At 72.5% G+C, this 20,791-nt stretch carries 20 protein-coding genes and 1 pseudogene; 12 read left to right on the top strand and 9 right to left on the bottom strand.

All coding sequences use genetic code 11. The features are described 5' to 3' along the window. Positions 1–143 precede the first annotated feature (143 nt). Positions 144–1,253, top strand: coding sequence for a class I SAM-dependent methyltransferase (locus ACBI99_RS33585; RefSeq protein ID WP_375074293.1), 1,110 nt, complete (start codon positions 144–146; stop codon positions 1,251–1,253). Here ACBI99_RS33585 and ACBI99_RS33580 read toward each other — a convergent pair. Next, the gene (locus ACBI99_RS33580; RefSeq protein ID WP_375074292.1) at positions 1,192–2,241 is read right to left on the bottom strand and encodes a helix-turn-helix transcriptional regulator; all 1,050 of its coding nucleotides are present in this window, start codon (positions 2,239–2,241) and stop codon (positions 1,192–1,194) included. The two genes, ACBI99_RS33585 and ACBI99_RS33580, sit on opposite strands and share 62 nt — an antisense overlap. A gap of 101 nt (positions 2,242–2,342) precedes the next feature. On the opposite strand from ACBI99_RS33580, the gene ACBI99_RS33575 reads away from it, so the two are divergent. The 6 genes and pseudogenes from ACBI99_RS33575 (at position 2,343) to ACBI99_RS33550 (ending at position 6,592) form a co-directional block, all read left to right on the top strand. Next, positions 2,343–2,915 carry a DinB family protein gene (locus ACBI99_RS33575; protein WP_375074291.1) on the top strand — a complete coding sequence of 191 codons (573 nt, stop codon included), beginning with the start codon at positions 2,343–2,345 and terminating at the stop codon, positions 2,913–2,915. Between the two features lie 27 nt (positions 2,916–2,942). Further along, positions 2,943–3,356, top strand: a complete 414-nt coding sequence (locus ACBI99_RS33570; RefSeq protein ID WP_375074290.1) for a hypothetical protein — start codon at positions 2,943–2,945, stop codon at positions 3,354–3,356. A gap of 38 nt (positions 3,357–3,394) precedes the next feature. Continuing rightward, positions 3,395–4,654, top strand: a complete 1,260-nt coding sequence (locus ACBI99_RS33565; RefSeq protein WP_375074289.1) for an ATP/GTP-binding protein — start codon at positions 3,395–3,397, stop codon at positions 4,652–4,654. Between the two features lie 122 nt (positions 4,655–4,776). Continuing rightward, a pseudogene (locus tag ACBI99_RS33560) lies at positions 4,777–5,193 on the top strand (RloB family protein); the annotation flags it as partial. Between the two features lie 90 nt (positions 5,194–5,283). Continuing rightward, the gene (locus tag ACBI99_RS33555) at positions 5,284–5,667 is read left to right on the top strand and encodes a VOC family protein (protein ID WP_375074288.1); all 384 of its coding nucleotides are present in this window, start codon (positions 5,284–5,286) and stop codon (positions 5,665–5,667) included. 34 nt (positions 5,668–5,701) lie between these two features. After that, on the top strand, positions 5,702–6,592 hold the full coding sequence (locus ACBI99_RS33550) for a sigma-70 family RNA polymerase sigma factor (protein ID WP_375074287.1): 891 nt from the start codon (positions 5,702–5,704) through the stop codon (positions 6,590–6,592). A 295-nt stretch (positions 6,593–6,887) separates the two neighbouring features. On the opposite strand, the gene ACBI99_RS33545 is transcribed toward ACBI99_RS33550, so the two are convergent. The 6 genes from ACBI99_RS33545 to ACBI99_RS33520 form a co-directional block, all read right to left on the bottom strand. Continuing rightward, a complete protein-coding gene (locus ACBI99_RS33545; RefSeq protein WP_219509810.1) occupies positions 6,888–7,649 on the bottom strand; it encodes an ABC transporter ATP-binding protein in 762 nt (253 codons plus the stop codon). After that, entirely contained in the window at positions 7,646–8,704 is a 1,059-nt protein-coding gene (locus ACBI99_RS33540; RefSeq protein ID WP_219509809.1) for an iron ABC transporter permease, read from the bottom strand. Before ACBI99_RS33540 ends, ACBI99_RS33545 begins: the two co-directional genes overlap by 4 nt. Beyond that, on the bottom strand, positions 8,701–9,696 hold the full coding sequence (locus ACBI99_RS33535) for an ABC transporter substrate-binding protein (protein ID WP_357583237.1): 996 nt from the start codon (positions 9,694–9,696) through the stop codon (positions 8,701–8,703). Before ACBI99_RS33535 ends, ACBI99_RS33540 begins: the two co-directional genes overlap by 4 nt. 95 nt (positions 9,697–9,791) lie before the next feature. Continuing rightward, the gene (locus ACBI99_RS33530) at positions 9,792–11,399 is read right to left on the bottom strand and encodes a discoidin domain-containing protein (protein WP_375074286.1); all 1,608 of its coding nucleotides are present in this window, start codon (positions 11,397–11,399) and stop codon (positions 9,792–9,794) included. A 7-nt stretch (positions 11,400–11,406) separates the two neighbouring features. Continuing rightward, on the bottom strand, positions 11,407–12,963 hold the full coding sequence (locus ACBI99_RS33525; protein ID WP_375074285.1) for an alkaline phosphatase D family protein: 1,557 nt from the start codon (positions 12,961–12,963) through the stop codon (positions 11,407–11,409). Between the two features lie 132 nt (positions 12,964–13,095). Beyond that, the gene (locus tag ACBI99_RS33520) at positions 13,096–13,560 is read right to left on the bottom strand and encodes a hypothetical protein (protein WP_219509805.1); all 465 of its coding nucleotides are present in this window, start codon (positions 13,558–13,560) and stop codon (positions 13,096–13,098) included. Positions 13,561–13,650: 90 nt separating this feature from the next. On the opposite strand from ACBI99_RS33520, the gene ACBI99_RS33515 reads away from it, so the two are divergent. Continuing rightward, entirely contained in the window at positions 13,651–14,151 is a 501-nt protein-coding gene (locus ACBI99_RS33515) for an EF-hand domain-containing protein (RefSeq protein ID WP_375074284.1), read from the top strand. Positions 14,152–14,163: 12 nt separating this feature from the next. Here the strand turns inward: ACBI99_RS33515 and ACBI99_RS33510 are convergent, their stop codons facing one another. Further along, positions 14,164–14,586, bottom strand: a complete 423-nt coding sequence (locus ACBI99_RS33510) for an ATP-binding protein (protein ID WP_375074283.1) — start codon at positions 14,584–14,586, stop codon at positions 14,164–14,166. 233 nt (positions 14,587–14,819) lie between these two features. Between ACBI99_RS33510 and ACBI99_RS33505 the strand changes: the two genes are divergently transcribed. Next, positions 14,820–16,310 (top strand): alpha-N-arabinofuranosidase, encoded by a 1,491-nt coding sequence (locus ACBI99_RS33505; protein ID WP_375074282.1) that lies wholly within the window; start codon positions 14,820–14,822, stop codon positions 16,308–16,310. Here the strand turns inward: ACBI99_RS33505 and ACBI99_RS33500 are convergent. Further along, the gene (locus ACBI99_RS33500; protein ID WP_357583225.1) at positions 16,307–17,338 is read right to left on the bottom strand and encodes a LacI family DNA-binding transcriptional regulator; all 1,032 of its coding nucleotides are present in this window, start codon (positions 17,336–17,338) and stop codon (positions 16,307–16,309) included. The two genes, ACBI99_RS33505 and ACBI99_RS33500, sit on opposite strands and share 4 nt — an antisense overlap. Positions 17,339–17,428: 90 nt before the next feature. On the opposite strand from ACBI99_RS33500, the gene ACBI99_RS33495 reads away from it, so the two are divergent. The 3 genes from ACBI99_RS33495 to ACBI99_RS33485 are packed head-to-tail and all read left to right on the top strand — an operon-like array spanning position 17,429 to position 20,780. Further along, entirely contained in the window at positions 17,429–18,046 is a 618-nt protein-coding gene (locus tag ACBI99_RS33495; RefSeq protein WP_375074281.1) for a TetR/AcrR family transcriptional regulator, read from the top strand. Continuing rightward, on the top strand, positions 18,043–19,365 hold the full coding sequence (locus ACBI99_RS33490; protein ID WP_375074280.1) for an MFS transporter: 1,323 nt from the start codon (positions 18,043–18,045) through the stop codon (positions 19,363–19,365). The genes ACBI99_RS33495 and ACBI99_RS33490 overlap by 4 nt, the downstream gene beginning before the upstream one ends. Beyond that, a complete protein-coding gene (locus tag ACBI99_RS33485) occupies positions 19,362–20,780 on the top strand; it encodes an aspartate aminotransferase family protein (RefSeq protein WP_357583220.1) in 1,419 nt (472 codons plus the stop codon). Before ACBI99_RS33490 ends, ACBI99_RS33485 begins: the two co-directional genes overlap by 4 nt. Positions 20,781–20,791 lie beyond the last annotated feature (11 nt).

Here is a 20,791-nt window from a genome sequence, read left to right as displayed (position 1 = left end):
GGCTGGAACCGGACTTGTCATGAATCCGCCACCCATTCCGGCCCGCGCGGTGGTCGTTCTCGGTGTTCATTTGGGGATTGCGATGGAATAGTCGGAAGGAGGCGAGGCAATACCTGCGGCATTCGGCTGCTTAGGGGTATGTGATGGTCTCTGCACGGCGAGTTCTCGGCCGGCTGGCGTACGGCACCCGCTACGACCGCGTCCCCTGGGGACAGCGCGTCTACGTCCGGCCCGGCGAACGCCTCGTCCGCGAGGCGCAGTGGCGCTGGCGACTGCGCCGGGCGCCCGTCCTGCCGCTGGAGGACTACCAGGCCGATCTGCCGCTGGGCGAGATCGAGGAGTTCCTCGCCTGCATGATGTGCGGCGACGAACGCCAGCAGCCGCTCTTCCGGCCCGCCGGCGAGAAGTGGCGCTACCGCGTCGTCCGCTGCCCCTCCTGCGGCTTCCTCTACCGCAACCCGAACATCCGCCCCGAACGCCTCGGCGACCTGTACGCCACCGGCTACAGCAAGTTCCTGACCGGCAAGTACGCCGCCAACCGGCAACGCCGCTACGACCTCACCATGCAGGCGTTCTCCCCCATCCTGGACGCGGGCGAGGGCAGGCGGCTGCTCGACTTCGGCTGCGGTGCCGGCCTCTTCCTGGAGCTCGCCGAACAGCGCGGCTTCGACGCCTACGGCGTGGACCTCTCACCCGACTCCGTCGCCCAGGCCAACGAACGCCTCACCAAGGCCCGCGCGTTCTACGGCGCGCCCGAGGACGTGCCCGAGATCGCCGAGGGCGGCTTCGACGTCATCACCCTCTGGTCGGTGCTCGCCCACCTGCCCCGCCCGCTGGACGACTTCACCCGCTTCCGCAGCCTGCTCGCTCCCGGCGGGGTGCTGCTCATCCTCACCGTCAACGCCCGCTCCCTGCTCCTGAAGGCGTACGGGTCGGCGTGGAGCGGCTTCACCAAGAACCACCTGATGTTCTACTCGTCCGACACGCTGCCCACGCTGCTGAGGCGCACCGGGTTCGCCGGGGTCGGCTACGCCCCGCACTACGGCGACACCGTCGAGGCCGGCACGTCCCGCCTGCCCGATCCGCTCCGCGCCCGCCTGCGCCGCGCCGTCGAGGCCACGGACGGGGGCAACATGATGCGGGCGATGGCGTTCGCCGACGACGAGGCGATCTCCCGGTGGGGCGGCGCCCTCAAGGTCCGGCGGCTGCGCGAGTCCCCCGCCTCGGCCCCGCTGGAGTCGGCGGGCCACTGACCTCCGGGCCCACTCCCGGGCCGGCCGCGGCGGCGGCGTAGCGGCGGGCCAGCCGGGCGAACGCGTCCCTGAGCTCGGGAGGCCCCACCACCTCGATGTCGGCGTCGAACCTGCCGAGCGCCGCCGCCAGCCCCGGCCACGACCACGAACCCAGCACGACCCGGCAGCGACCCGGCCCGAGCTCCTCGACGAGCGCTTCACCGGCGAACCGCGACACCTCGGCGGCCGGCAGGCCGAGGATCACCTCGCCCCGGCAGGGCCAGTCACCCGGCCCGCCTGCCCCCCGGAACCTGCCCGCCACGAACGCCGCCGCGTCACCCCCGGGCAGCGTGCGCGGCGTGAACCGGGGCCCCGCCGCCGGGACGCGCGGCGTGATCCGATCCGCCCGGAACGTACGCCAGTCGCCCCGGTCGAGATCCCAGGCGACGAGATACCAGCGCCCGCCCCAGGTGACGAGATGATGCGGCTCCACGCGCCGCGCCGGCCCGGGATCGCGCTCGCCGGTCCGCCTCCTGTAGTCGAACCGCAGCACCTCGCGGGCGTGCACGGCCGCGCTGAGCGTCATGAGCACCCCGCTGTCCACCCGCGTCTCCGGCCGGACCGCGTCGGCGGCCGTGACCTGGAACGTGTCGATCCGGTGCCGCAACCGAGCGGGCATCACCTGCCGGACCGTGTGCAGCGCCCGCGCCGCCGCCTCCTCGATCCCCGCCCCCGACCTAGCGGCCCCCTGAAGCGCGATCGCCAGCGCCACGGCCTGCTCGTCGTCGAACAGCAGCGGCGGCAGCTCGCTCCCCGCGTCGAGCCGGTAACCGCCGTCCGGCCCCTTGATCGCGAGAATCGGATAGCCGAGCTCCCGCAACCGGTCGACGTCCCGCCGTACGGTCCGCTGGCTGATGTCCAGCCGCTCGGCCAGCAGCGCCCCCGGCCAGTCGCGGCGCGCCTGCAGCAGCGAGAGCAACGCCAGCAGTCGCGCTGAAGTCTTCGGCATGTTCTCCATGGTGCCGCAAATGGCGGCCACACCCTGGCCTGTACTGCTGCGACTGTTGACCCCGTACCGAGAACCACCCACCGAAAGGCCGGTCCACCACCATGCCCACTCCCGCGACCCCCACTCTTGACGCCGAGCGCGCCGACCTCCTCGCCGAGCTCGCCGCCGTCCGCTCCGCCCTGACCGCCACCGTCCGCGGCCTCACCGACGAGCAGCTCGCCGAACGCCCCACGGTCAGCGCCCTGTGCCTCGGCGGCGTGATCAAGCACGTCGCCGCCATGGAGGAGCAGTGGCTGCGCTTCGCTACCGACGGCGCGTCGGCCATGAGCTACGACCTGCCCGACGGCGTCACCTGGGCCGACATCGCCGCCGGCACCGCCCGCGAGTTCCCGCAATGGATGATCGACCACCAGAACGACTTCCGGATGCTGCCCGGCGACACGCTCGCGAGCATCCTGGCCCGCTACGAGAAGGTCGCCGCCCGCACCGAGGAGATCGTCGCCGCCGTCCCCTCGCTGTCGGCCACCCACCCGCTGCCCGAAGCCCCCTGGCACCAGTCGGGCGCGGTGCGCAGCGTCCGCCTGGTCCTCCTGCACGTCATCGCCGAAACCGCCCAGCACGCCGGCCACGCCGACATCCTCCGCGAATCCCTCGACGGTCAGAAGTCCACCTGACCCCCCGACTGCGGCATGAGTACAGTTATGATAAGTGCACTTATCGTAACTGCGAGGAGCTGGCACACGGCGCCGTCAGGGCAAGACCTTCCTGCTCAGAGCCCCTCCGCCCGCACCAGCCACGAACTCGACGTCGTCGCCCACGGCCTCGACGAGGACGACCGGCAACCCCTGCTCGGCATCGGCGAGGTCAAATGGGGCGACGTCATGGGCCTCGGCCACCTTGACCGGCTCACCCGCATCCGCGCCCTGCTCACCGCCCAGAACCGGCCCGGCGCCGCGACCGCCCGCCTCCTGCTCTACAGCGCCACGGGCTTCACCGCCGAACTCCGGGCCCGCGCCGCCTCCGATCCGGGCATCGTCCTGGTGGGAGCCGAAGACCTCTACACGTCCCACTTCGCCGCCTCCAAGCGCCGTTCTCGTACGAAATCCGCTTGGTAGCCTCTTACGCAGGGTAACCTCAGCTTCGAGGAGGTCGGATGCTGCTCAGGTTCCGTGTCGCGAACGTCCTGTCCCTGCGCGATGAGCAAGTCCTGTCGTTCGTGGCGGCCCACCCCGGCGCTCCCGCCTCGCGTGACACCGGCCTGACGATCGACGGCAAGCCCGTTCGCGCCCAGCCGGTCATAGGCGTGTACGGCGCCAACGCCTCAGGCAAGTCGAACGTGCTGCGCGCGATGGAGCTCATGCGCGACGCCGTGCTCGATTCGCACGCCGAATGGGCGAAGGGCGAAGGCGTGCCGCGCAAGCCCTTCGCGCTCGATTCGTCCTGTGCCGCCGAGCCGTCGTTCTTCGAGGTCGACGTGGCCCTCGGCACCCCTCCCGTGCACTACACGTACGGGTTCACGCTGAGCGACAGGCGGGTCGAGCACGAGTGGCTGTACGCGTATCCGAGCGGCAGGCGGCACACCCGTCAGGTGTGGTTCGCCCGGGACGCTTCGGCCCGCGTGCCCTTCGAGTTCCCCGGAGACCACCTCAAAGGGCCGAAGTCCACGCTGGCGAAACTCACCAGGCCCAACGCCCTCTTCCTCTCCACCGCCGCCGCCAACAACCAGCGGCAGCTCACCGCCCTGCAACGGTGGTTCGCCGACGACTTCTCGCTGCTGACCCCGGAGAGAAACCGCACCGTCCTGGAGAACGACACGAGACGGCAGTTGCTCGGGCCGCTCAAACCCTGGGTCGAGGAAATGCTCCGGCATGCCGAACTCGGCATCGAGGGGATCGACGTCATCGCGAGAGACCCGGACCCGCCGGAGATCCGATTCGTCCACCGCGCCGGGGCCGACCGGGTGACGCTGGACTTCGCCGACGAATCGCTCGGTACCCGCACCTGGTTCTCGATGCTGGGACCGGTCCTGCTCAGCCTGAGCCGTGGCTCCGTGCTCCTGGTGGACGAACTCGACGCCAGCCTGCATCCGGCCATCTCGGCCGAGCTGATCCGGCTCTTCAACGACCCCCAGGCCAACCCCGCCGACGCCCAGCTCGTCTTCACCTCGCACGACACCACGCTGTTCGGCAACCTCCCGGGCGGACGCCCGCTGGACCGCACCCAGGTCTGGTTCACCGAGAAGACGGACGAGGCGGCGACTGAGCTCTACCCCCTGGCCTCGGCGAAGCCGCGCCCGGACGAGAACCTTCACCGCGGCTACCACGAGGGCCGTTACGGCGGCAGACCGTCGATCATCCCCGGTGACCTCGCCTGGCGGATCGGGCTGCGAAGAGCAGGCGAGGGCGGAAGCTGATGCCACGCCCCACCCCCGGGACCCCCTGCGCAGTGGCGGCGGACGCTTCCGCTCCCGAGTTCCCGTCTACTTCTTCGTCGAAGGTGAGACCGTAGAAGGACCAGCTCCGCGACCCCGACACCGGCCCGCGAGTGTGGTGCGTGTTCGACTTCGACGGGGATCACCGTGTCGATCGGCTCTTCCAGCAAGCCGCCCGGCACGGGGTCCGCATCGCCTTCTCGCACCCCTGCCTGGAGCTCTGGTGGCTGCTGCACTTCCAGGCCGTCACCGCGACCCTGGACCCTGAGACGATCAAGCTGAAGCTGGGGCGCCAGTCCGAGGCCTTCCGGGGGCTGAGCAAGAACAAACGCCTCACCCCACAACGATGGGAAGCCCTGCGGGGGCTCTACCCGACCGCGTGCCGACACGCCGACAGGCTGATCTCTCACTGCGGCTGCGCATGCGAGCCGCCACGCCACGGTGACGACTGCCCGCCGTCCAAGCGGAGCCCTTCGTGCAACCTCGCGGAACTGGTCGACTCCTTCGCGATCACCTACTGACCCGTCCGCGCCTTGTTACCTTCCGGCGCCCCTCCCCGTCATACGGGCAACGGCCGCGGACGCGGGCCGACGACGAGATGGGACACCGGAATGCTGACGAACATCATGTACGTGACGATCCCCGTCACCGACCAGGACCGGGCGCTGAAGTTCTACACCGAAGGGCTCGGCCTGGAGAAGCGCATCGACTTCCCGGGGCCGGAAGGGCGCTTCCTCACCGTGGCCGTGGCCGACAGCCCGGTGCAGCTCCTCCTCTGGCCGCACGCCGGGCAGCCGGTCGAGAAGCAGCCGGACGCCGAGACGGGCCTGCTCATCCTCGAATCGGACGACCTGAGGAAGGATTTCGAGGTGTTCCGCCGGCGGGGCGTGACATTCGACCAGCCCGAGCCGGAGGATTATCCGTTCGGCGTGCGCATCGAGGCGGTGGACCCGGACGGCAACCGGATCTCCCTCCGCCAGCAGCGCCGCCCATGACCCACCAGCAAGCCGACCCGAGGAACGCCACAGGATGACTGACACCAGCCGGCCGGACCTGCTGGCCGCGGCCTTCGAAGCCGAGCGCGACCGGCTGGGCGCGGTCGCGTACCGCGTGCTCGGCTCGCACGCCGACGCCGAGGACGTGGTCCAGGAGGCGTGGATGCGGCTGGCCCGCCAGGACACGGCGGCCATCGCGAACCTGCCTGGCTGGCTCACCACCGTGGTCGGCCGGATCAGCCTGGACGTCCTGCGGTCCCGCCGGACGCGCCCCGAGGCGACCTACGGGGACGGGCTGTCCGAGCTCGTGATCACCGTCGACGACGGCGACGAGCCCGGCGAGACCGTGTCGGTCGCCGACTCGGTGGGGCTCGCGCTGCTCGTCGTCCTGGACGTGCTCGGGCCCAGCGAACGGTTGACGTTCGTGCTGCACGACCTGTTCGCGGTGCCGTTCGCCGAGATCGGACAGATCCTGGGCAAGTCGGCCGACGCCACCAAGATGATCGCCAGCCGCGCCCGCAGGAAGGTACGGGCCGCCGAACGACCGATGATCGCCCGGCGCGAGCAGCGGCGGGTCATCAAGGCCTTCCGCGAGGCCGTCACGGACGGCGACTTCGAGGCGCTGCTGCGCGTGCTCGACCCGGACGTGAGGCTGACGGTCGACACCCCCGGCGGCGAGGTCGTCACCCTCGGCGCCACCGCCGTCGCCTCCGGCGCCCGGCTGTTCTCCGGCGCCGTCGCCCGCCACCGGGCGGTCCTCGTCAACGGCCTCCCCGGGTACGTCTCGTGGCGCGAGGACGGGACGCCGCTGTCGATCATCTCCTTCGCGGTCACCGACGACCGCATCACCGCCATCGCCATCGTGGCCAACCCGCCCCGGCTCGCATCCATCCCCCTCCCCGCCCCCACCCCCGACCCCGCCTGAGCCGGTACCGGCATCCCGATCGCCCGGCCCCTCGGGCAGCCTTGGGGGCGCCCAGCCTTGGGGCGCCCAGCCCATCCGGACCGCGCCCGCCCGTCTCCGCCGGTGCTTCAAAGGTCGCGGTGCACTGTGCCATCGGCTCTCCGCCCAGGTGGTGGGCCATGCGGCGGTCGCGCGGCGCTCGGGGGTGCAGGGGGCCGGAGGCCCCTTGCCAAGGGGGTGTGGGGGAGCTCGGCTCCCCCACTGGACACAGCCCGAACCCGTCGGGCGCGAAGCGCCCTCGGTGAGGGCCATGTCGTCAGGGGAGGCGGTCGAAGACGAAGCCGAGGGAGCCGTTCATGCGCACCGGCGCTGCGCGCACCCCGAACACCTCCTCGATGAGCTCCGCCGTGAGCACCTCGCCCGGCGGCCCGCCGGCGACAATGCGGCCGGCCGACATCACGTACAGCCGGTCGCAGTACGCCGCCGCCTGGTTGAGGTCGTGGAGCACGGCCAGGGTGCTGACGTCGAGTTCGCGTACGAGGTGGAGGACTTCGAGCTGGTGCCGGATGTCGAGGTGTGAGGTGGGCTCGTCGAGGAGGAGCAGCCCGCTGCGCTGGGCGAGGGCGCGGGCGATGAGGACGCGCTGTTTCTCGCCGCCGGACAGGACGGCGTAGCGCCGGTCGGCGGCGTGGGCCATGCCGGTGCGGGCGAGGGCGTCGGCGCAGATGCGGTCGTCGTCGCGGGTGGTGCGGTCGAGGGCGCGTTTGTGTGGGGTTCGGCCCATGTGGACGACTTCGGAGACGGTGAAGTCGAGGTCGTCGGGGGTTTCCTGGGGGACGACGGCGACGCGGCGGGCGGCTTCGCGGGAGGGGAGGCGGGTGAGTTCGTCGCCGTCGACGGCGATGAGGCCGGCGGTGGGGCGCAGGGCGCGGTAGACGGATCGCAGGAGGGTGGATTTGCCGCAGCCGTTGGGGCCGATGAGGCCGACGAGTTCGCGTTCGCCTACTTCGAGGTCGGCGCCTTGGACGATGGGGCGGCCGTCGAGGGCGACGCGGACGCCGGAGACGGTGAGTTTCATGCGCGCCTCCGCAGCAGCCAGAGGAAGAACGGCACGCCGAGTACGGCGGTGACGATGCTGAGGGCGAGTTCCTGGGGTGCGCTGATGGTGCGGGCGGCGAGGTCGACGAGCTGGAGGAAGACGGCGCCGAGCAGGGCGGTGACCGGGAGCATGCGCCGGTGGTCGGCGCCGACGAGCATGCGGGCGACGTGCGGCACGATGAGGCCGACGAACGCGATGGCGCCGGTGGCGGCGACCATGACGCCGACGAGCAGTGAGGTGATGACGAAGAGCTGGGCTCTGAAGAGGTGTACGGGGATGCCGAGGGAGAGGGCGGTCTCTTCGCCGGCGGTGAGCGCGTTGAGGCCGCGGTGCTGCACGAGGAGCAGGCCGAGGCCGATGATCATGACGGCGGCGGGGAGGGGCAGGTTCTCCCAGCGGGCGCCGCCGAGGCTGCCCATGAGCCAGAAGAGCACCTGCTGGGCGGCGCGTCCGCTCTGGGCCTGCTGGAGGACGAAGCTGTAGAGCGCCTGGAACAGGTAGGCGAGCGCGACTCCGGCCAGCACGAGCCGGGCGGGGGTGAGGCGGCCGCTGCGCTGGGCCAGCGCGTACACGAGGGCGAGGGCGAGCAGCGCGCCGAGGAAGGCGGCGGTCGGCAGTGAGAGGCCGCCGAGCACGGTGGGCCCGGCGATGAGCACGACGACGGCGCCGAAGGAGGCGCCGGAGGAGACGCCGAGCAGGAACGGGTCGGCGAGCGGGTTGCGCACGACGGCCTGGAGGACGGCGCCGACGACGGCGAGCCCGGCGCCGACGAGCAGGGCGAGGAGGGCGCGCGGGAGCCGGTAGGTCCAGACGATCTGTTCCTGGGCGGCGGTCCACGTCTGCTCGACGGTGCCGGGGATCAGCCGGTTCACGATGATTCCCCAGCATTCGGCCACGCCGACGGGGACGGCGCCGATGCCGACCGACAGCAGTGTGGCCACCACGATGGCGGCGACGAGGCCGAGGACGAGCAGGGAGAATCCGGTACGCCGCCGCCCGGTGGGCGGGACGGCGGTCAACGCCTCGGTGCTCACTCCTTGAACGCCTCGGGGTGCAGGTGCCGGGCGATGTCGAAGACGGCCAGGACGTTGCGGTAGCCGGGGTGCGCGGCGGCGGCGGGGACGGGCAGGAACTCCTTCTTCGCGGCGAGCGGGCTGCCCTTGGTCATGCCGTACGCGAGGTCGGCCTTGGCCTTGGCGGCGGGCATGTTCTCGCCGCGCAGGTTGGCGTAGTCGAGGACGAGCAGCGCCTCGGGGTCGGAGGTGGCGACCTTCTCGACGCTGACCTCGGTGTAGTCGGCCTTGACGTCGGCGAGGACGTTGACGCCGCCGGCCAGGGTGATGAGCTGGTTCATGATGCCGGCGCCGCCGAAGGCGTTGACCGGGCCCTCGCCGCCGTCGGTGGCGAGCACGCGCTTGGGCGGCAGGTCCTTGACCCGGTCGCGGACGTCGTCGAGCCGGGCCTGGAGGTCGGCGACGACGGCTTCGGCCCGCTCCTCGACGCCGAAGATCTTGCCGAGGTTGCGCAGGTCGGTGAGCGTGTCCTCGACGGTGAACTCGAGCTGCTCCTGCGGGCTGCACCAGCCGCCCATGATGTAGACGGGTGCGCCGGCGGCGTCGAGCTCCTCGACGGTGGCGTAGCCGCCGGCGGCGTCGAAGCTGGCCATGCTGTTGTCGAGGACGAAGTCGGCGCCCTGCGACAGCATGATCTCCTTCTGCGGCAGCATGATCGTGCTGGAGATCTCGGGGATGGCGTCGTAGTGCTGCTTCTGGCCGGGCAGGAAGCCGTCGGGGCCGAGCTCGGTGAAGTTGGTGCGGGCGGCGACCTTGTCCTGGAGCCCGAGGGCGAGCAGCGTCTCCAGGGCGGGGTGGTAGCCGGTGACGACCTTGCTCGGCGGTTTGTCGAAGGTGAGGGTGCGTCCGCAGTTCTCGATGGTGACGTGCTTGCCGGCGGCTTGGGGTTGCGGGGCGGGCGCCGCCGCGCAGCCCGTCGCCAGGAGCAGCAGACCGGCGAGCCAGTAGCGCATGCGAGGACCTTCCAGAGTGGTACGGCGCGGCAGGGCGGACGGGTCCGCCCTGCCGCATAGCTCGCACCAATCTAGCAATTGCGAACTATTCGCAGCTATCGGGGCGTGATCTCCGCCGCCGACAGGTACTGGCCGTTGTGCCCGCGCGTCCCTTCCAGCCGTACGTAACGGGCGGTCACGGCGGGGAAGGCGGCCGTCTTGAGCCGGGCGTCCAGCGCCCACGACCCGCTCGCGACCTTGGTGAACTCCCTGCCGTCGGCGCTGACGTAGACGTGGTAGTCGAGGATGGTGCCGTTCAGGTTGCCGTCGAAGCGCGGCTGGTAGTCCAGCGCGCTCACCTGCCTGGTCTCGCCCAGGTTGAGCGTGATCGACTGCGGCAGCGGGGTGAGCGGCTGATACTCCGAGTGCCAGAACGTCGCGATGTCGCCGTCCACGGCCAGCTCGGGCCCGTTGCCCGCGTGGAAGCTGGTGGCGTACACGGCGGGCTCGGAGCAGGTCTCGGTGACGGTGACGGGCACCTCGGTGGTCTCGGAGCCGGCCCGGACCGTCAGCCGGTGCTCGCCGGGCGGCGTGTCGCGGGGCGCGGTGACCTTGACCACGACGCCGCCGCCCTGCCCGGCGGGCACGTCGAGCGCCGCCGGGGCGGTGGCCGCGAGCGGCGCCGGGGCGTCGACGGTGACGGGCAGCGACACCGGCTCGCCGGTGTTGTTGACGGCCCGCACCACCACGTCGGCGACGCGGACGGCCAGCTCGCAGTGGTCGAGCGCGATGCGGGCGGGCGTCACCGCCTGCTGGACGTCCCGCCCGGCCGCGAGCAGCGCCCAGCTGAACGGCGCGTCGGCGTAGTAGTCGGACCGGCACGCGGGCGGCGCGGTCCCGGAGCGCCCGGCGTCGAAGGCCGCCTTGCAGGCGGCCACGTCCGGCAGGTCGCGGTCGTAGCCCGCCGCCAGCACGTCGCCTCGGGCGAACAGGTAGCCGGTGAGCGGCCGCGCGTGCGCGTCCCCCTTGTCGAAGAGCGCGTCACTGTACGCCCCGGGCCCGGTCAGGCTCGACCAGAACGCCTGGGGCGCGCAGCCGGCCGCCTGGTCCTTGCTCGGCGTGGCGCAGCGGCCCGCCCGGAAGTCGCCGCCGAGCACCGTGACCTGGTCTCGGGCGCGCGGGAAGCGGTCGGCGAGCTGGGGCACGGCGGTGGCCGGGTCGCCGCCGGGGTGGGCGGCGAGCAGTGGCACCCGCAGCGTCCCGTCGCGCCGGGCGGCGGCCACGTACGCCTGGTCCTCGTCCTGGACGCGGTGGAAGCCGCCGGGCTGTTCGGCGAGCATGGTGTCGGTGTTGAGGATGACGGCGTTCTCGCGGACGGCGCCGTCCGGCAGGAAGGCCGTGCGCTCCCCGGCGGCCATGACGCGGTAGCGGTAGCCGGTGGCCTGGCTGAGCTTGGTGGCCAGGCGGCGGGCGCCGGGGCCGAGCACCTCGGTGAGCACCAGGGCGTCGGGCGCGGCGGGGACCTTCCCGGCCAGGCGGCGGGCGAAGGTGTCGAGGTCCCGGGTGTCGCGGGCGTCGGCGGGCCGTACCGAGTCCTGAAGGCCGGCCTGGACGACCAGCACCTGGCCGGCGGGGGTGGCGGGCAGGCGCGGGGCGCCGGTGGCGGGGACGGCGAGGGCGCCGAGGGCGAGGGCGGTCGCGGCGGCGATCCGTAGGTGTCTCATCGGGGCCTCACACGTCCTGGAGGGCCGGGCGGCCGGACTCGACGGCGAACGACCTGCGGACCGAGGCGCCGCCGCCGGGCGTGGTGACCCGGTCGACGACCACGAAGTCCGTCCGCAGGAGGTCGCGGGACAGGGTGCAGCGCACGTATCCGCGCTGGCTGTTGAAGAACTTCAGGTGCGGGTTGGCGGCCAGCCACTCCTGGCCTCCGGCGGTCATGTCGGCGCCGTTGCCTCCGGAGCTGATGGAGGTGCCCATGAACTCGACGCCGACGGTCGCGGAGTCGGGGTTCGCCCAGTCGGCCTTGAGCTCGGCGGCGCAGTTGACGTGCGCGTCGCCGGTGATGACCACCGGGTTGGAGACGCGGCGGCGGGCGATCTCGGCCCAGAGGCGGTCGCGGCCGGCGGCGTAGCCGTCCCAGGTGTCGGGGTTGAGCTGCTGGAGCCCGGGGTCGGTGAGCCGGTCGAGCTGGAACATCTGGACCTGGTTGGCGATGAGGTTCCAGGTGCTGCGGGAGGAGGCCAGGCCGTCGGCGAGCCAGCGTTCCTGCTCGTGGCCGAGCATGGTGCGGTTCGGGTCGAGGCGCTGGGTGATGTTGGCGGGGCTGCGGAACTGCCGCTCGTCGAGGATGTGGAAGGTGGCCAGCCGGCCGTAGCGGAGGCGGTGGTGCAGCGACATGTCGGGGCCCTCGGGCAGGGTCGAGGGGCGCACCGGCTGGTTCTCGAAGTAGGCGCGGAAGGCGGCGGCGCGGCGGCGCAGGAAGTTCTCCGGCACCATGCGGGTGGGCGACAGGTCGGCGCCCCAGTTGTCCTCGACGTCGTGGTCGTCGACCATGAAGAACCAGGGCGCGACCGCGCGGGCGGCCTGGAGGTCGGGGTCGGAGTTGGTGAGCGCGTAACGCAGCCGATACTGCGAGAGCGTCATCACGGCGGCGTTGTGCGCGGCCGACAGCGGCGTTCTGCGCTGGCCGCCGGTGGCGCCGATGCCGTACTCGTAGATGTAGTCGCCCATGTGGCCGACCAGGTCGAGGTCCTGGGCCGCCAGGTCCTTGTAGGCGGTGTAGAAGCCGGCCTCCCACTGCTGGCAGGAGGCGAAGGCGAAGCGGATCTCGGGGGCGCTGCGCGGGTCGGGCGCGGTCTTGGTGCGGCCGACGGCGCTGGTGTCGCCGCCGACGGCGAACCGGTACCAGTATTCGCGGCCCGGCCGCAGCCCGTTCACCTCGACGTGCACGGAGTGGGCGAGGTCGGGGTGGGCGGTGGCGGTGCCCTTGCGGATCACCCGGCGCATGCCGTCGTCCTCGGCGAGCTCCCAGCGGACCGGCACCCGCTCGCGCGGCATGCCGCCGAAGCCGTCGTCGGCCAGCGGCTCGGGGGCCAGCCTGGTCCACAGCACCACGCTGTCCGGGCGCGGGTCGCCGGAGGCGACGCCGAGCGTGAACGGGTTGGCGGGCAGCGCGGGCGCGGAGTCGGTCCAGCCGCTGGGCGCCTGGCTCAGGGCGGCGAGCCCGGCGAGCCCGGCGAGCCCGGCGGCGTAGGAGAGGAGTTGTCTTCGGGAGGCGGGGGTCATCCGGTGTGCCTTTTCGTCGTTCCTGGGCCGTTCGGGGGCTGGGAAGGCGAAACCTCTCATACGGTGATCAAACACCGAGGAACGCCGACACACCACAGGCGAGACGACAGGTGAACGAATGACCCCTACAGGCTAGAAGCGCCCCTTCTTGAACCTGCGCACGAAGATGTGCGTGTGCGAGCGGCTGAGCACCTCGACCTTCCGGCGGCGCGGATGCTCGTACATCGTGACCTTGAGGCACTTCAGCGTGACCCGGCGCGGCCCGCGCAGCGCGTCGAACGCGATCGTCTCGGTGTCGAAGCCGCGCCCGTCGTCGATGCCGATGCCGAGCTCGCGGCGGAACTTGAAGGAGCCCGGCGGGTTGAACGGCTTGGTCGCCACGATGGCCCGGTTGGCCTCGAACGGGCAGCGGACCAGCACCCGCACGTCGCTGTCCTGCCGGGGCCGCCGCGGCCTGATCTTCACCCCGGTCCACTCGTCGGTCCAGCGCAGCGGGCCGTGGTCGGCACGGGCCGGGGCCGGGGCGGTGACCTCGGCCGTCAGGCCGCCGGCCAGGCCGAGCGCCACGACGATTCCGATCCCAACGAACAGCCTCATGTTCTCCCCCATCGTCGGCGTTTCGGGGGGAGCTGATCAAGTATCGGTTACTGTGAGTAGTGAATCAATCACTCTTCGAGAGGAGTCGCGGTGAACGACGGAAATGTGCTCCGCAGGTGTGCCGAGCGTAACTTCAAGGATCTCGACACCGATGGCGACGGCGCCCTGACCAGGGACGACTACGTGGCGCTGGCCGAGCGCCGATGCACCGCGGCCGGCGTCGCCCCCGACAGCCCCCAGGGCCGGTCCGTCGTCGAGGCGTACGCGGCCACCTGGGCGTCGCACGCCAGGGCCATGGACCTCGACCACGACGAGCAGATCACGCTGGACGAGTACGTCCGGTCCTTCGAGTCGATGGTGCGCAGCGGCACGATGTCGCAGGTGCTCGCGCCGATGTTCCGGGCCACGTTCGAGCTGGCCGACCGCGACGGCGACGGCGCCCTGGCGGCCGAGGAGTTCAGGGCGCTGTGGAGCCGTCCCGCCGACGGCCTGGCGGCGGCCTTCCAGGAGGCCGACGCCGACGGCGACGGCCGCATCAGCTACGAGGAGTACGCGGACGTGCGGCACCGGCTGCTCGTCGGCGACGCCTGACGCGCGCGGCGGTCAACCGCGGGGCAGGGCGAACCAGGTGGCCTTGCCCGTCCGGTCGGGGCTCGTGACGTAGCGCTGCGGATGGCAGCCGTAGAAGCCGTCGGACAGCGCCGCCACGATGTGCAGGCCGCGCCCCCGCTCGGCGTCCAGGTCAGGCGGGCGCTGGGCGGGCAGCGGCCTGCCGCTGTCGACCACCACGCAGACGATCTCCTTCCGCCCGGCGTTCACGGCCAGCTCGTACGGCGCGTCGCCGTACAGCAGGGCGTTGGTGACCAGCTCGCTGGTCATCAGCACCGCGTCGTCGACGAGGCCGGCGGGCAGGCCGAGCCCGGTCAGCAGGTCCCGGATGGTGGTGCGGGCGTGGCGCACGGCCAAGGCGTCGCCGGGCAGCGGCCATGCGTACTGGATTCGGCTCTGCGGAGCGGATCGCAGCATGTCATCCCTTTCCTCAACCGGGCGGAGGGTGCCGTCCCCAACCTGTACGAACACAGGAGGTTGCCAGGTTGAACCCCCGGCTGTCCCGGGGAAGTGACAACTTCGCTACTGTCCGGCCAGGCCCGTGTAAGGAACGACGCCGTCAGGGCGTCCCTGCAACCGCTTTCCGCACCCTTGACCCCCACTGCTGATAACGCTAACAATCGGGGGACCCGGTATTGAGGAGCAGCCACGTGCAGACGGCACACCTGACGATCGACCCCGCGTTCCGGGTGGCCCCCGTGCGCCGCCGCACCTTCGGCGCCTTCGTCGAGCACCTGGGCCGATGCGTCTACGAGGGCATCTACGAGCCCGGCCACCCCCGCGCCGACGACGACGGGTTCCGGCGCGACGTCCTCGACCTGACCCGCGAGCTGGGCGTCACCACCGTCCGCTACCCCGGCGGCAACTTCGTCTCCGGCTACCGCTGGGAGGACGGCATCGGCCCCAAGTCCCGGCGCCCGCGCCGGCTCGACCTGGCCTGGCACAGCACCGAGACGAACGAGGTCGGCGTCGACGAGTTCATGCGCTGGTGCCGCAAGGCCGGCGTCGAGCCGATGATGGCCGTCAACCTCGGCACGCGCGGCATCGCCGAGGCGCTCGACCTGCTCGAATACTGCAACCACCCGTCCGGCACCGCCCTGTCGGACCTGCGCGTCGCCAACGGCGCCAAGGAGCCCCACGACATCCGCATGTGGTGCCTGGGCAACGAGATGGACGGCCCCTGGCAGACCGGGCACAAGACCGCCCGCGAGTACGGCAGGCTCGCCGCCGAGACCGGCCGCGCCATGCGCGTGCTGGACCGCGACCTGGAGCTCGTCGCCTGCGGCAGCTCCGGCTCGGGGATGCCCACGTTCGGCGCGTGGGAGGCGACCGTGCTGGAGGAGACGTACGACGTGGTCGACTACGTCTCCTGCCACGCCTACTACGAGGAGAAGAACGGCGACCTGGGCAGCTTCCTGGCCTGCTCGACCGACATGGAGTACTTCATCCGCTCGGTCGTCGCCACCGCCGACCACGTCGGGGCCCGGCTCAAGTCCCGCAAGCGCATCGACATCTCCTTTGACGAGTGGAACATCTGGTACATGTCGCGCTTCCAGGCCGCCGAGCCGCCCGCCGACTGGCCGGTGGCGCCGCCGCTGCTGGAGGACCACTACCACCTGGCCGACGCGGTGGCCTTCGGCGGGCTGCTGATCACGCTGCTGCGCAACAGCGACCGGGTGACGGCCGCCTCGCTGGCCCAGCTCGTCAACGTGATCGCGCCGATCATGACCGAGCCGGGCGGCCGGGCCTGGCGGCAGACCACCTTCCACCCGTTCGCCCAGGCGTCGCGGCACGCGGCCGGCGACGTGCTGCGCGTCGAGCCGGTCTCACCGAGCTACGAGACCGCCGAGTACGGCGAGGTGCCGCTGCTGCACGCGGTGGCCACCCGCTCCGACGCGGGCGTGACGGTGTTCGCGGTCAACCGCTCGACGGACGCGCCGCTCTCGCTGGAGCTCGACGCCCGCGCGCTGGGCGGCGCCCGCATCACGGCCGCGACCACGCTGACCGACGACGACGTGTACGCGCGCAACACCGCCGACGACCCTGACCGGATCGCCCCCCGCGCCAACCCGGACGTCGAGCACGACCCGATGCGGGTGCTGCTGCCGCCGGTGTCGTGGAACGTGATCCACCTGGCCTAGCGGGGCGGGGGCGCGGTGCTCTCGCGGACCACGAGCTGCGGCTCGACCAGCCGCCGCGCCCCTTCGCCCTTGCCCGCCATGCGGTCCAGCAGCAGGTGGAAGGCGTGCCTGCCGACCTCGCCGAAATCCTGGCGCACGGTGGTGAGCGGGGGCGAGTAGTAGGCCGACTCGGGCACGTCGTCGAAGCCCACGACGCTCACGTCCTCGGGCACCCGGCGGCCGGCCTCGCGCAGGGCGCGCAGCATGCCGAGCGCCATCTGGTCGTTGCCCACGAACACGGCGGTCACCGCCGGGTCGGCGGCCAGCCGCCTGCCCAGCTCGTAGCCGGAGCGCGGGGACCAGTCGCCGCGCAGCGGCTCGTGCACCGGCCGGTCGTGGTCCTCCAGCACCGCCCGCCAGCCGTCGATCCGGTAGTTGGCGTCGAGCCAGTCGACCGGCCCGCCCAGGTGCCACACGCTCTCGTGGCCGAGGTCGAGCAGGTGGCGGGTGACGTGCTCGGCGCCGGCCCGCTGGTCGACGGTGACCACCGGGACCGGGATGTCCTCCCCCGCGTCGACCGCCACCACGGGCAGGTCGGGCGGCAGGTGGCGCAGGCCGTCGGCGGCCGACTCGTGCGGGGCGAGGATGACGACGCCGTCGACCGACTGGGAGCGCAGCCGGTGCACGGCCTCCTCGATGGAGTGCCGGCTCAGCAGGCTCAGACTGGCGATGCTCACGCTGTAGCCGCTGAGCCTGGCGGTCTGCTCGATGCAGTAGAGCGTGGACGCCGGGCCGTACAGGGTGGTGTCGATGCTGACCACGCCGAGCACGCCGGAGCGGCCGGTGACGAGCTGGCGCGCGGCCGAGTTGGGCCAGTAGTCGAGCTCGCGCACGGCGGCGAGGACGCGCTCGCGCGTCTCGGCGCGCACGCGGTCGGGCTTGTTGAGCACCCGGGAGACCGTCATCGCCGAGACCCCCGCCAGTGCGGCGACGTCCCCCAGCACCGCCGGCCTGGTGCGCGGGCTGCGTTCGTCGGACTTCCCGGCCATGGCCGCTCACCCCCTTGCCGATAACGCTAACAGGACAGGGCCGGATTCAGCGCCCTGTTATCTCCATCAATCGATTGATAAGTTCGGGCCATGACCACCCCAGCGGAGACGATCCTCAAGGTCGCGACGGAGCTGTTCGCGGCGCACGGCTACGCGGGCACCTCCACCAGGCGGATCGCCGAGGCCGCCGGGCTCAACATCGCCACCGTCAACTACCACGTGGGCGGCAAGCGGGAGCTCTACCTGGCGGTGATGGAGCACGCCCACCGGGCCGAACGCGAGGCGCTGGAGGCGGCGCTGGCCGAGCTGCCCGGCGACGACCCGGTGGCCGCCATCCACGGCCTGATCGACGCCTACCTCGACTTCTGCGTGGCCCGCCCCGAGGTGCCCGCGCTGTGGATGCACCGGTGGCTGTCCGACGCCGGCGACGTCAACGAGCTGGAGCGGCGCTACGTCCTGCCGCTGGTCGGCGCCGTCGCCGCCGCGCTGCGGCCCTCGGTCGAGTCGCGGCTCATCGACCCCGGCCTCGACCTGGAGTACGCGGTGTGGTCCGTGGTCTGGTGCGTCCACGGATTCGCCAAGGGCGGCGTGCTCGACGCCGACGGCCGCCGCCGGGGCGCGGGCGACCGCGAGGCGCTGCGCCGCTTCCGCGCCCACCTGCACCTGTCGCTGCACCGCACGCTCGGCCTGCCAGGCCAGGCGCCGTGACGACCGCCGGACGCCTCGGGCGCGGGCGGCTGCTCGGCTACGGCGCGGGCTCGGTCGGCACCGGCGTCTTCTCCGCCGTGCCCGGGCTGCTGCTGCTCTACTACCTGACCGACATGCTCGGCGTGCCCACCGCCGTGGCCGGGGCCGTGCTGGTGACGCCGAAGATCTGGGACGTGCTGCTCAACCCGCTCGTCGGCGCGGCCAGCGACCGCGAGGCCGTGCGCACCGGGCGGCGGACCCGGCTGCTGCTGGCGGGCTCGGCGGCGCTGCCGGTGACGTTCGCGCTGATGTTCGCCGTGCCCGGCGACGTGCCCGGCTGGCTGTGGGCGGGCGGCGCGTTCCTGCTGGCGGCCTCCGCGTTCGCCTGCTTCCAGGTGCCGTACGTGGCGCTGCCCGCCGAGATGTCCGCCTCCCCCGCCGAACGCACCCGGATCATGTCCTGGCGGGTGGTCTGCCTGACCGTCGGCATCCTCGTCGCGGGCGGGCTGGCCCCGGCCGTGGTCGACCTGGCCGGCGGCGGCCGGGGCGGCTACGCGGTCATGGGCGTCACCGTGGCCGCGGTGATGGCGGTCGCGCTGGTCACCGCGACGCTGTCCACCCGCTGGGTCGACTCGCGGCCCGGCCCGCGCCCGCTCGGCGTCGTGGCCGCCTTCCGGCTGGCGCGCGGCAACGCCGCCTTCTTCGCGCTGCTCGCCGCGTTCGTCACGCAGGCGCTCGGCGTGGCCGTCATGCTCGCGGGCGCGCCGTACGTGGCCTCCTACCGGCTGGGCGACTACGGGCTGACGACCGTGCTGTTCGTCTGCCTCGTCGCCCCCAGCACGGCCGCCGTGCCGGTGTGGGCCCGGCTGTCCCGGCGGCACGGCCCGGTGCGCTGCTACCTGGTGGCCACGGTCGGCTTCGGGCTGGTCACGCTCGCGCTCGTGCCCGCCGTCCAGGCCCGCTCGCTCACCGCCACGCTGGCGCTCGTCGCGGTCGCCGGCGTCTGCTACGCCGCGCTACAACTCCTGCCGCTCGCCATGCTCCCCGACACCGTGCACGCCGACAGCGCCCGTACGGGACACGCGCAGGCGGGCGCGTTCACCGGGCTGTGGACGGCGGGCGAGACCGCCGGGCTGGCGCTCGGCCCCGGGCTGTTCGCGCTCGTGCTCACGCTGTCCGGGTTCGCCTCCGCGCCCGCCGAGACGCCCGTCGCCCAGGAGCCGGCCGCGCTGACCGGGCTGCTGCTCGGCTTCACCGCGCTGCCCGCCGTGCTCATGCTGCTCAGCCTGCCGTTCATCGCCCGCTACGGGCGGCTCGCCCGAATCAAGGAGACCCTGTGAACCTGCCCGCGACCGGACGCACGCCCGAGGACCTGCTGGCCGAGCTGGCCGCGCTCAGGGAGCACGACCTGCCGGTGCGCGGCGGCCAGGTGACGTCGTACGTGTACGACACCGGGCGGCCCGAGGTGCACGAGGCGGCGGCCCGCGGCTACCTGGAGATGCTGGAGGTCAACAGCCTCGACCCGACCGCCTTCCCGAGCATCGTGGAGATGGAGAAGCAGGTCGTCGGCGCCGTCGCCGACCTGCTCGGCGGCGGCCACGGCATCTTCACCAGCGGCGGCACCGAGTCGATCATGCTGGCGGTCAAGGCCGCCCGCGACGCCGCCGGCCGGGCCCGGCCCAACCTGGTGGCGCCCGTCACCGCGCACCCCGCCTTCCACAAGGCCGCCCACTACCTGGGGCTGGAGGTCAGGGCGGTGCCCGTGGACCTCGGCACGTACAAGGTGCCCGTCCAGGCCGTCGCCGACGCGATCGACGAGGACACCGTGCTGGTCGTCGTGTCCGCGCCCGCCTACCCGCAGGGGGTGATCGACCCGGTCGAGGAGGTCGCCGCCGTCGCCGCCTCGGCCGGGGTGCGCTGCCACGTCGACGCCTGCGTGGGCGGGTGGCTGCTGCCGTGGCTGCGCGAGGCCGGGGCGGACGTGCCGCCGTTCGACCTGTCGGTGCCGGGGGTGACGTCGATCTCATGCGATCTGCACAAGTTCGGGTACGCGCCGAAGGGGGCGTCGGTGGTGCTGTTCGCCGACCCGGCGCTGCGGCGCAGGGCCTACTTCGCGTCCGCCGCCTGGCCCGGCTACACGATCATCAACGCCACCGTGCAGAGCTCGCGCACCGCCGGGCCGCTCGGCGGCGCCTGGGCCACCCTCCAGGCGCTCGGCCGTGACGGCTACCTGGAGCTCGGCCGGACCACGCTGGAGGCCGCCGCCCGGCTGCGCAAGGGGATCGCCGGGATCGACGGGCTGCGGGTGCTCGGCGAGCCGGAGTCCACGCTGATCGCCTTCACCGGAGACGACGTGGACGTGTTCGTCCTGGCCGACGAGGCGCGGGCGCGCGGCTGGTTCCTGCAACCGCAGCTCTCCTACGCGGGCATCCCGGCGAACCTCCACATCACGGTCACCGGCGTGACGCTCGCCGGGGTGGACGCCATGCTGGAGGTCATCGCCGAATCGGCCGCCGCCGCCCGGCGCATCGGCCCCGCCACCCTGCCCGACGGCCTCGTCGACCTGATCGCCGGCCTCGACCTGGACGCCCTGGACGACGCCGCCTTCGCCGAACTGGCCGCCTCCGTCGGCGTCGACCTGCGCCCCGGCACCGGGCAGCCCCGCATGGCCGTGGTCAACACCGTCCTGGACGCCCTCCCGGCCCCGGTCCGCGAGTCCGTCCTGGTCCGCTTCCTGTCGGTGATCTACGGCTGACGCCGCCGCGC

Source organism: Nonomuraea sp. ATR24 (assembly GCF_041950485.1).
Lineage (GTDB): Bacteria > Actinomycetota > Actinomycetes > Streptosporangiales > Streptosporangiaceae > Nonomuraea > Nonomuraea ceibae.
The sequence above is the reverse complement of the archived record's forward strand: the minus strand, read 5'-3'. Positions and strand labels throughout refer to the sequence as shown.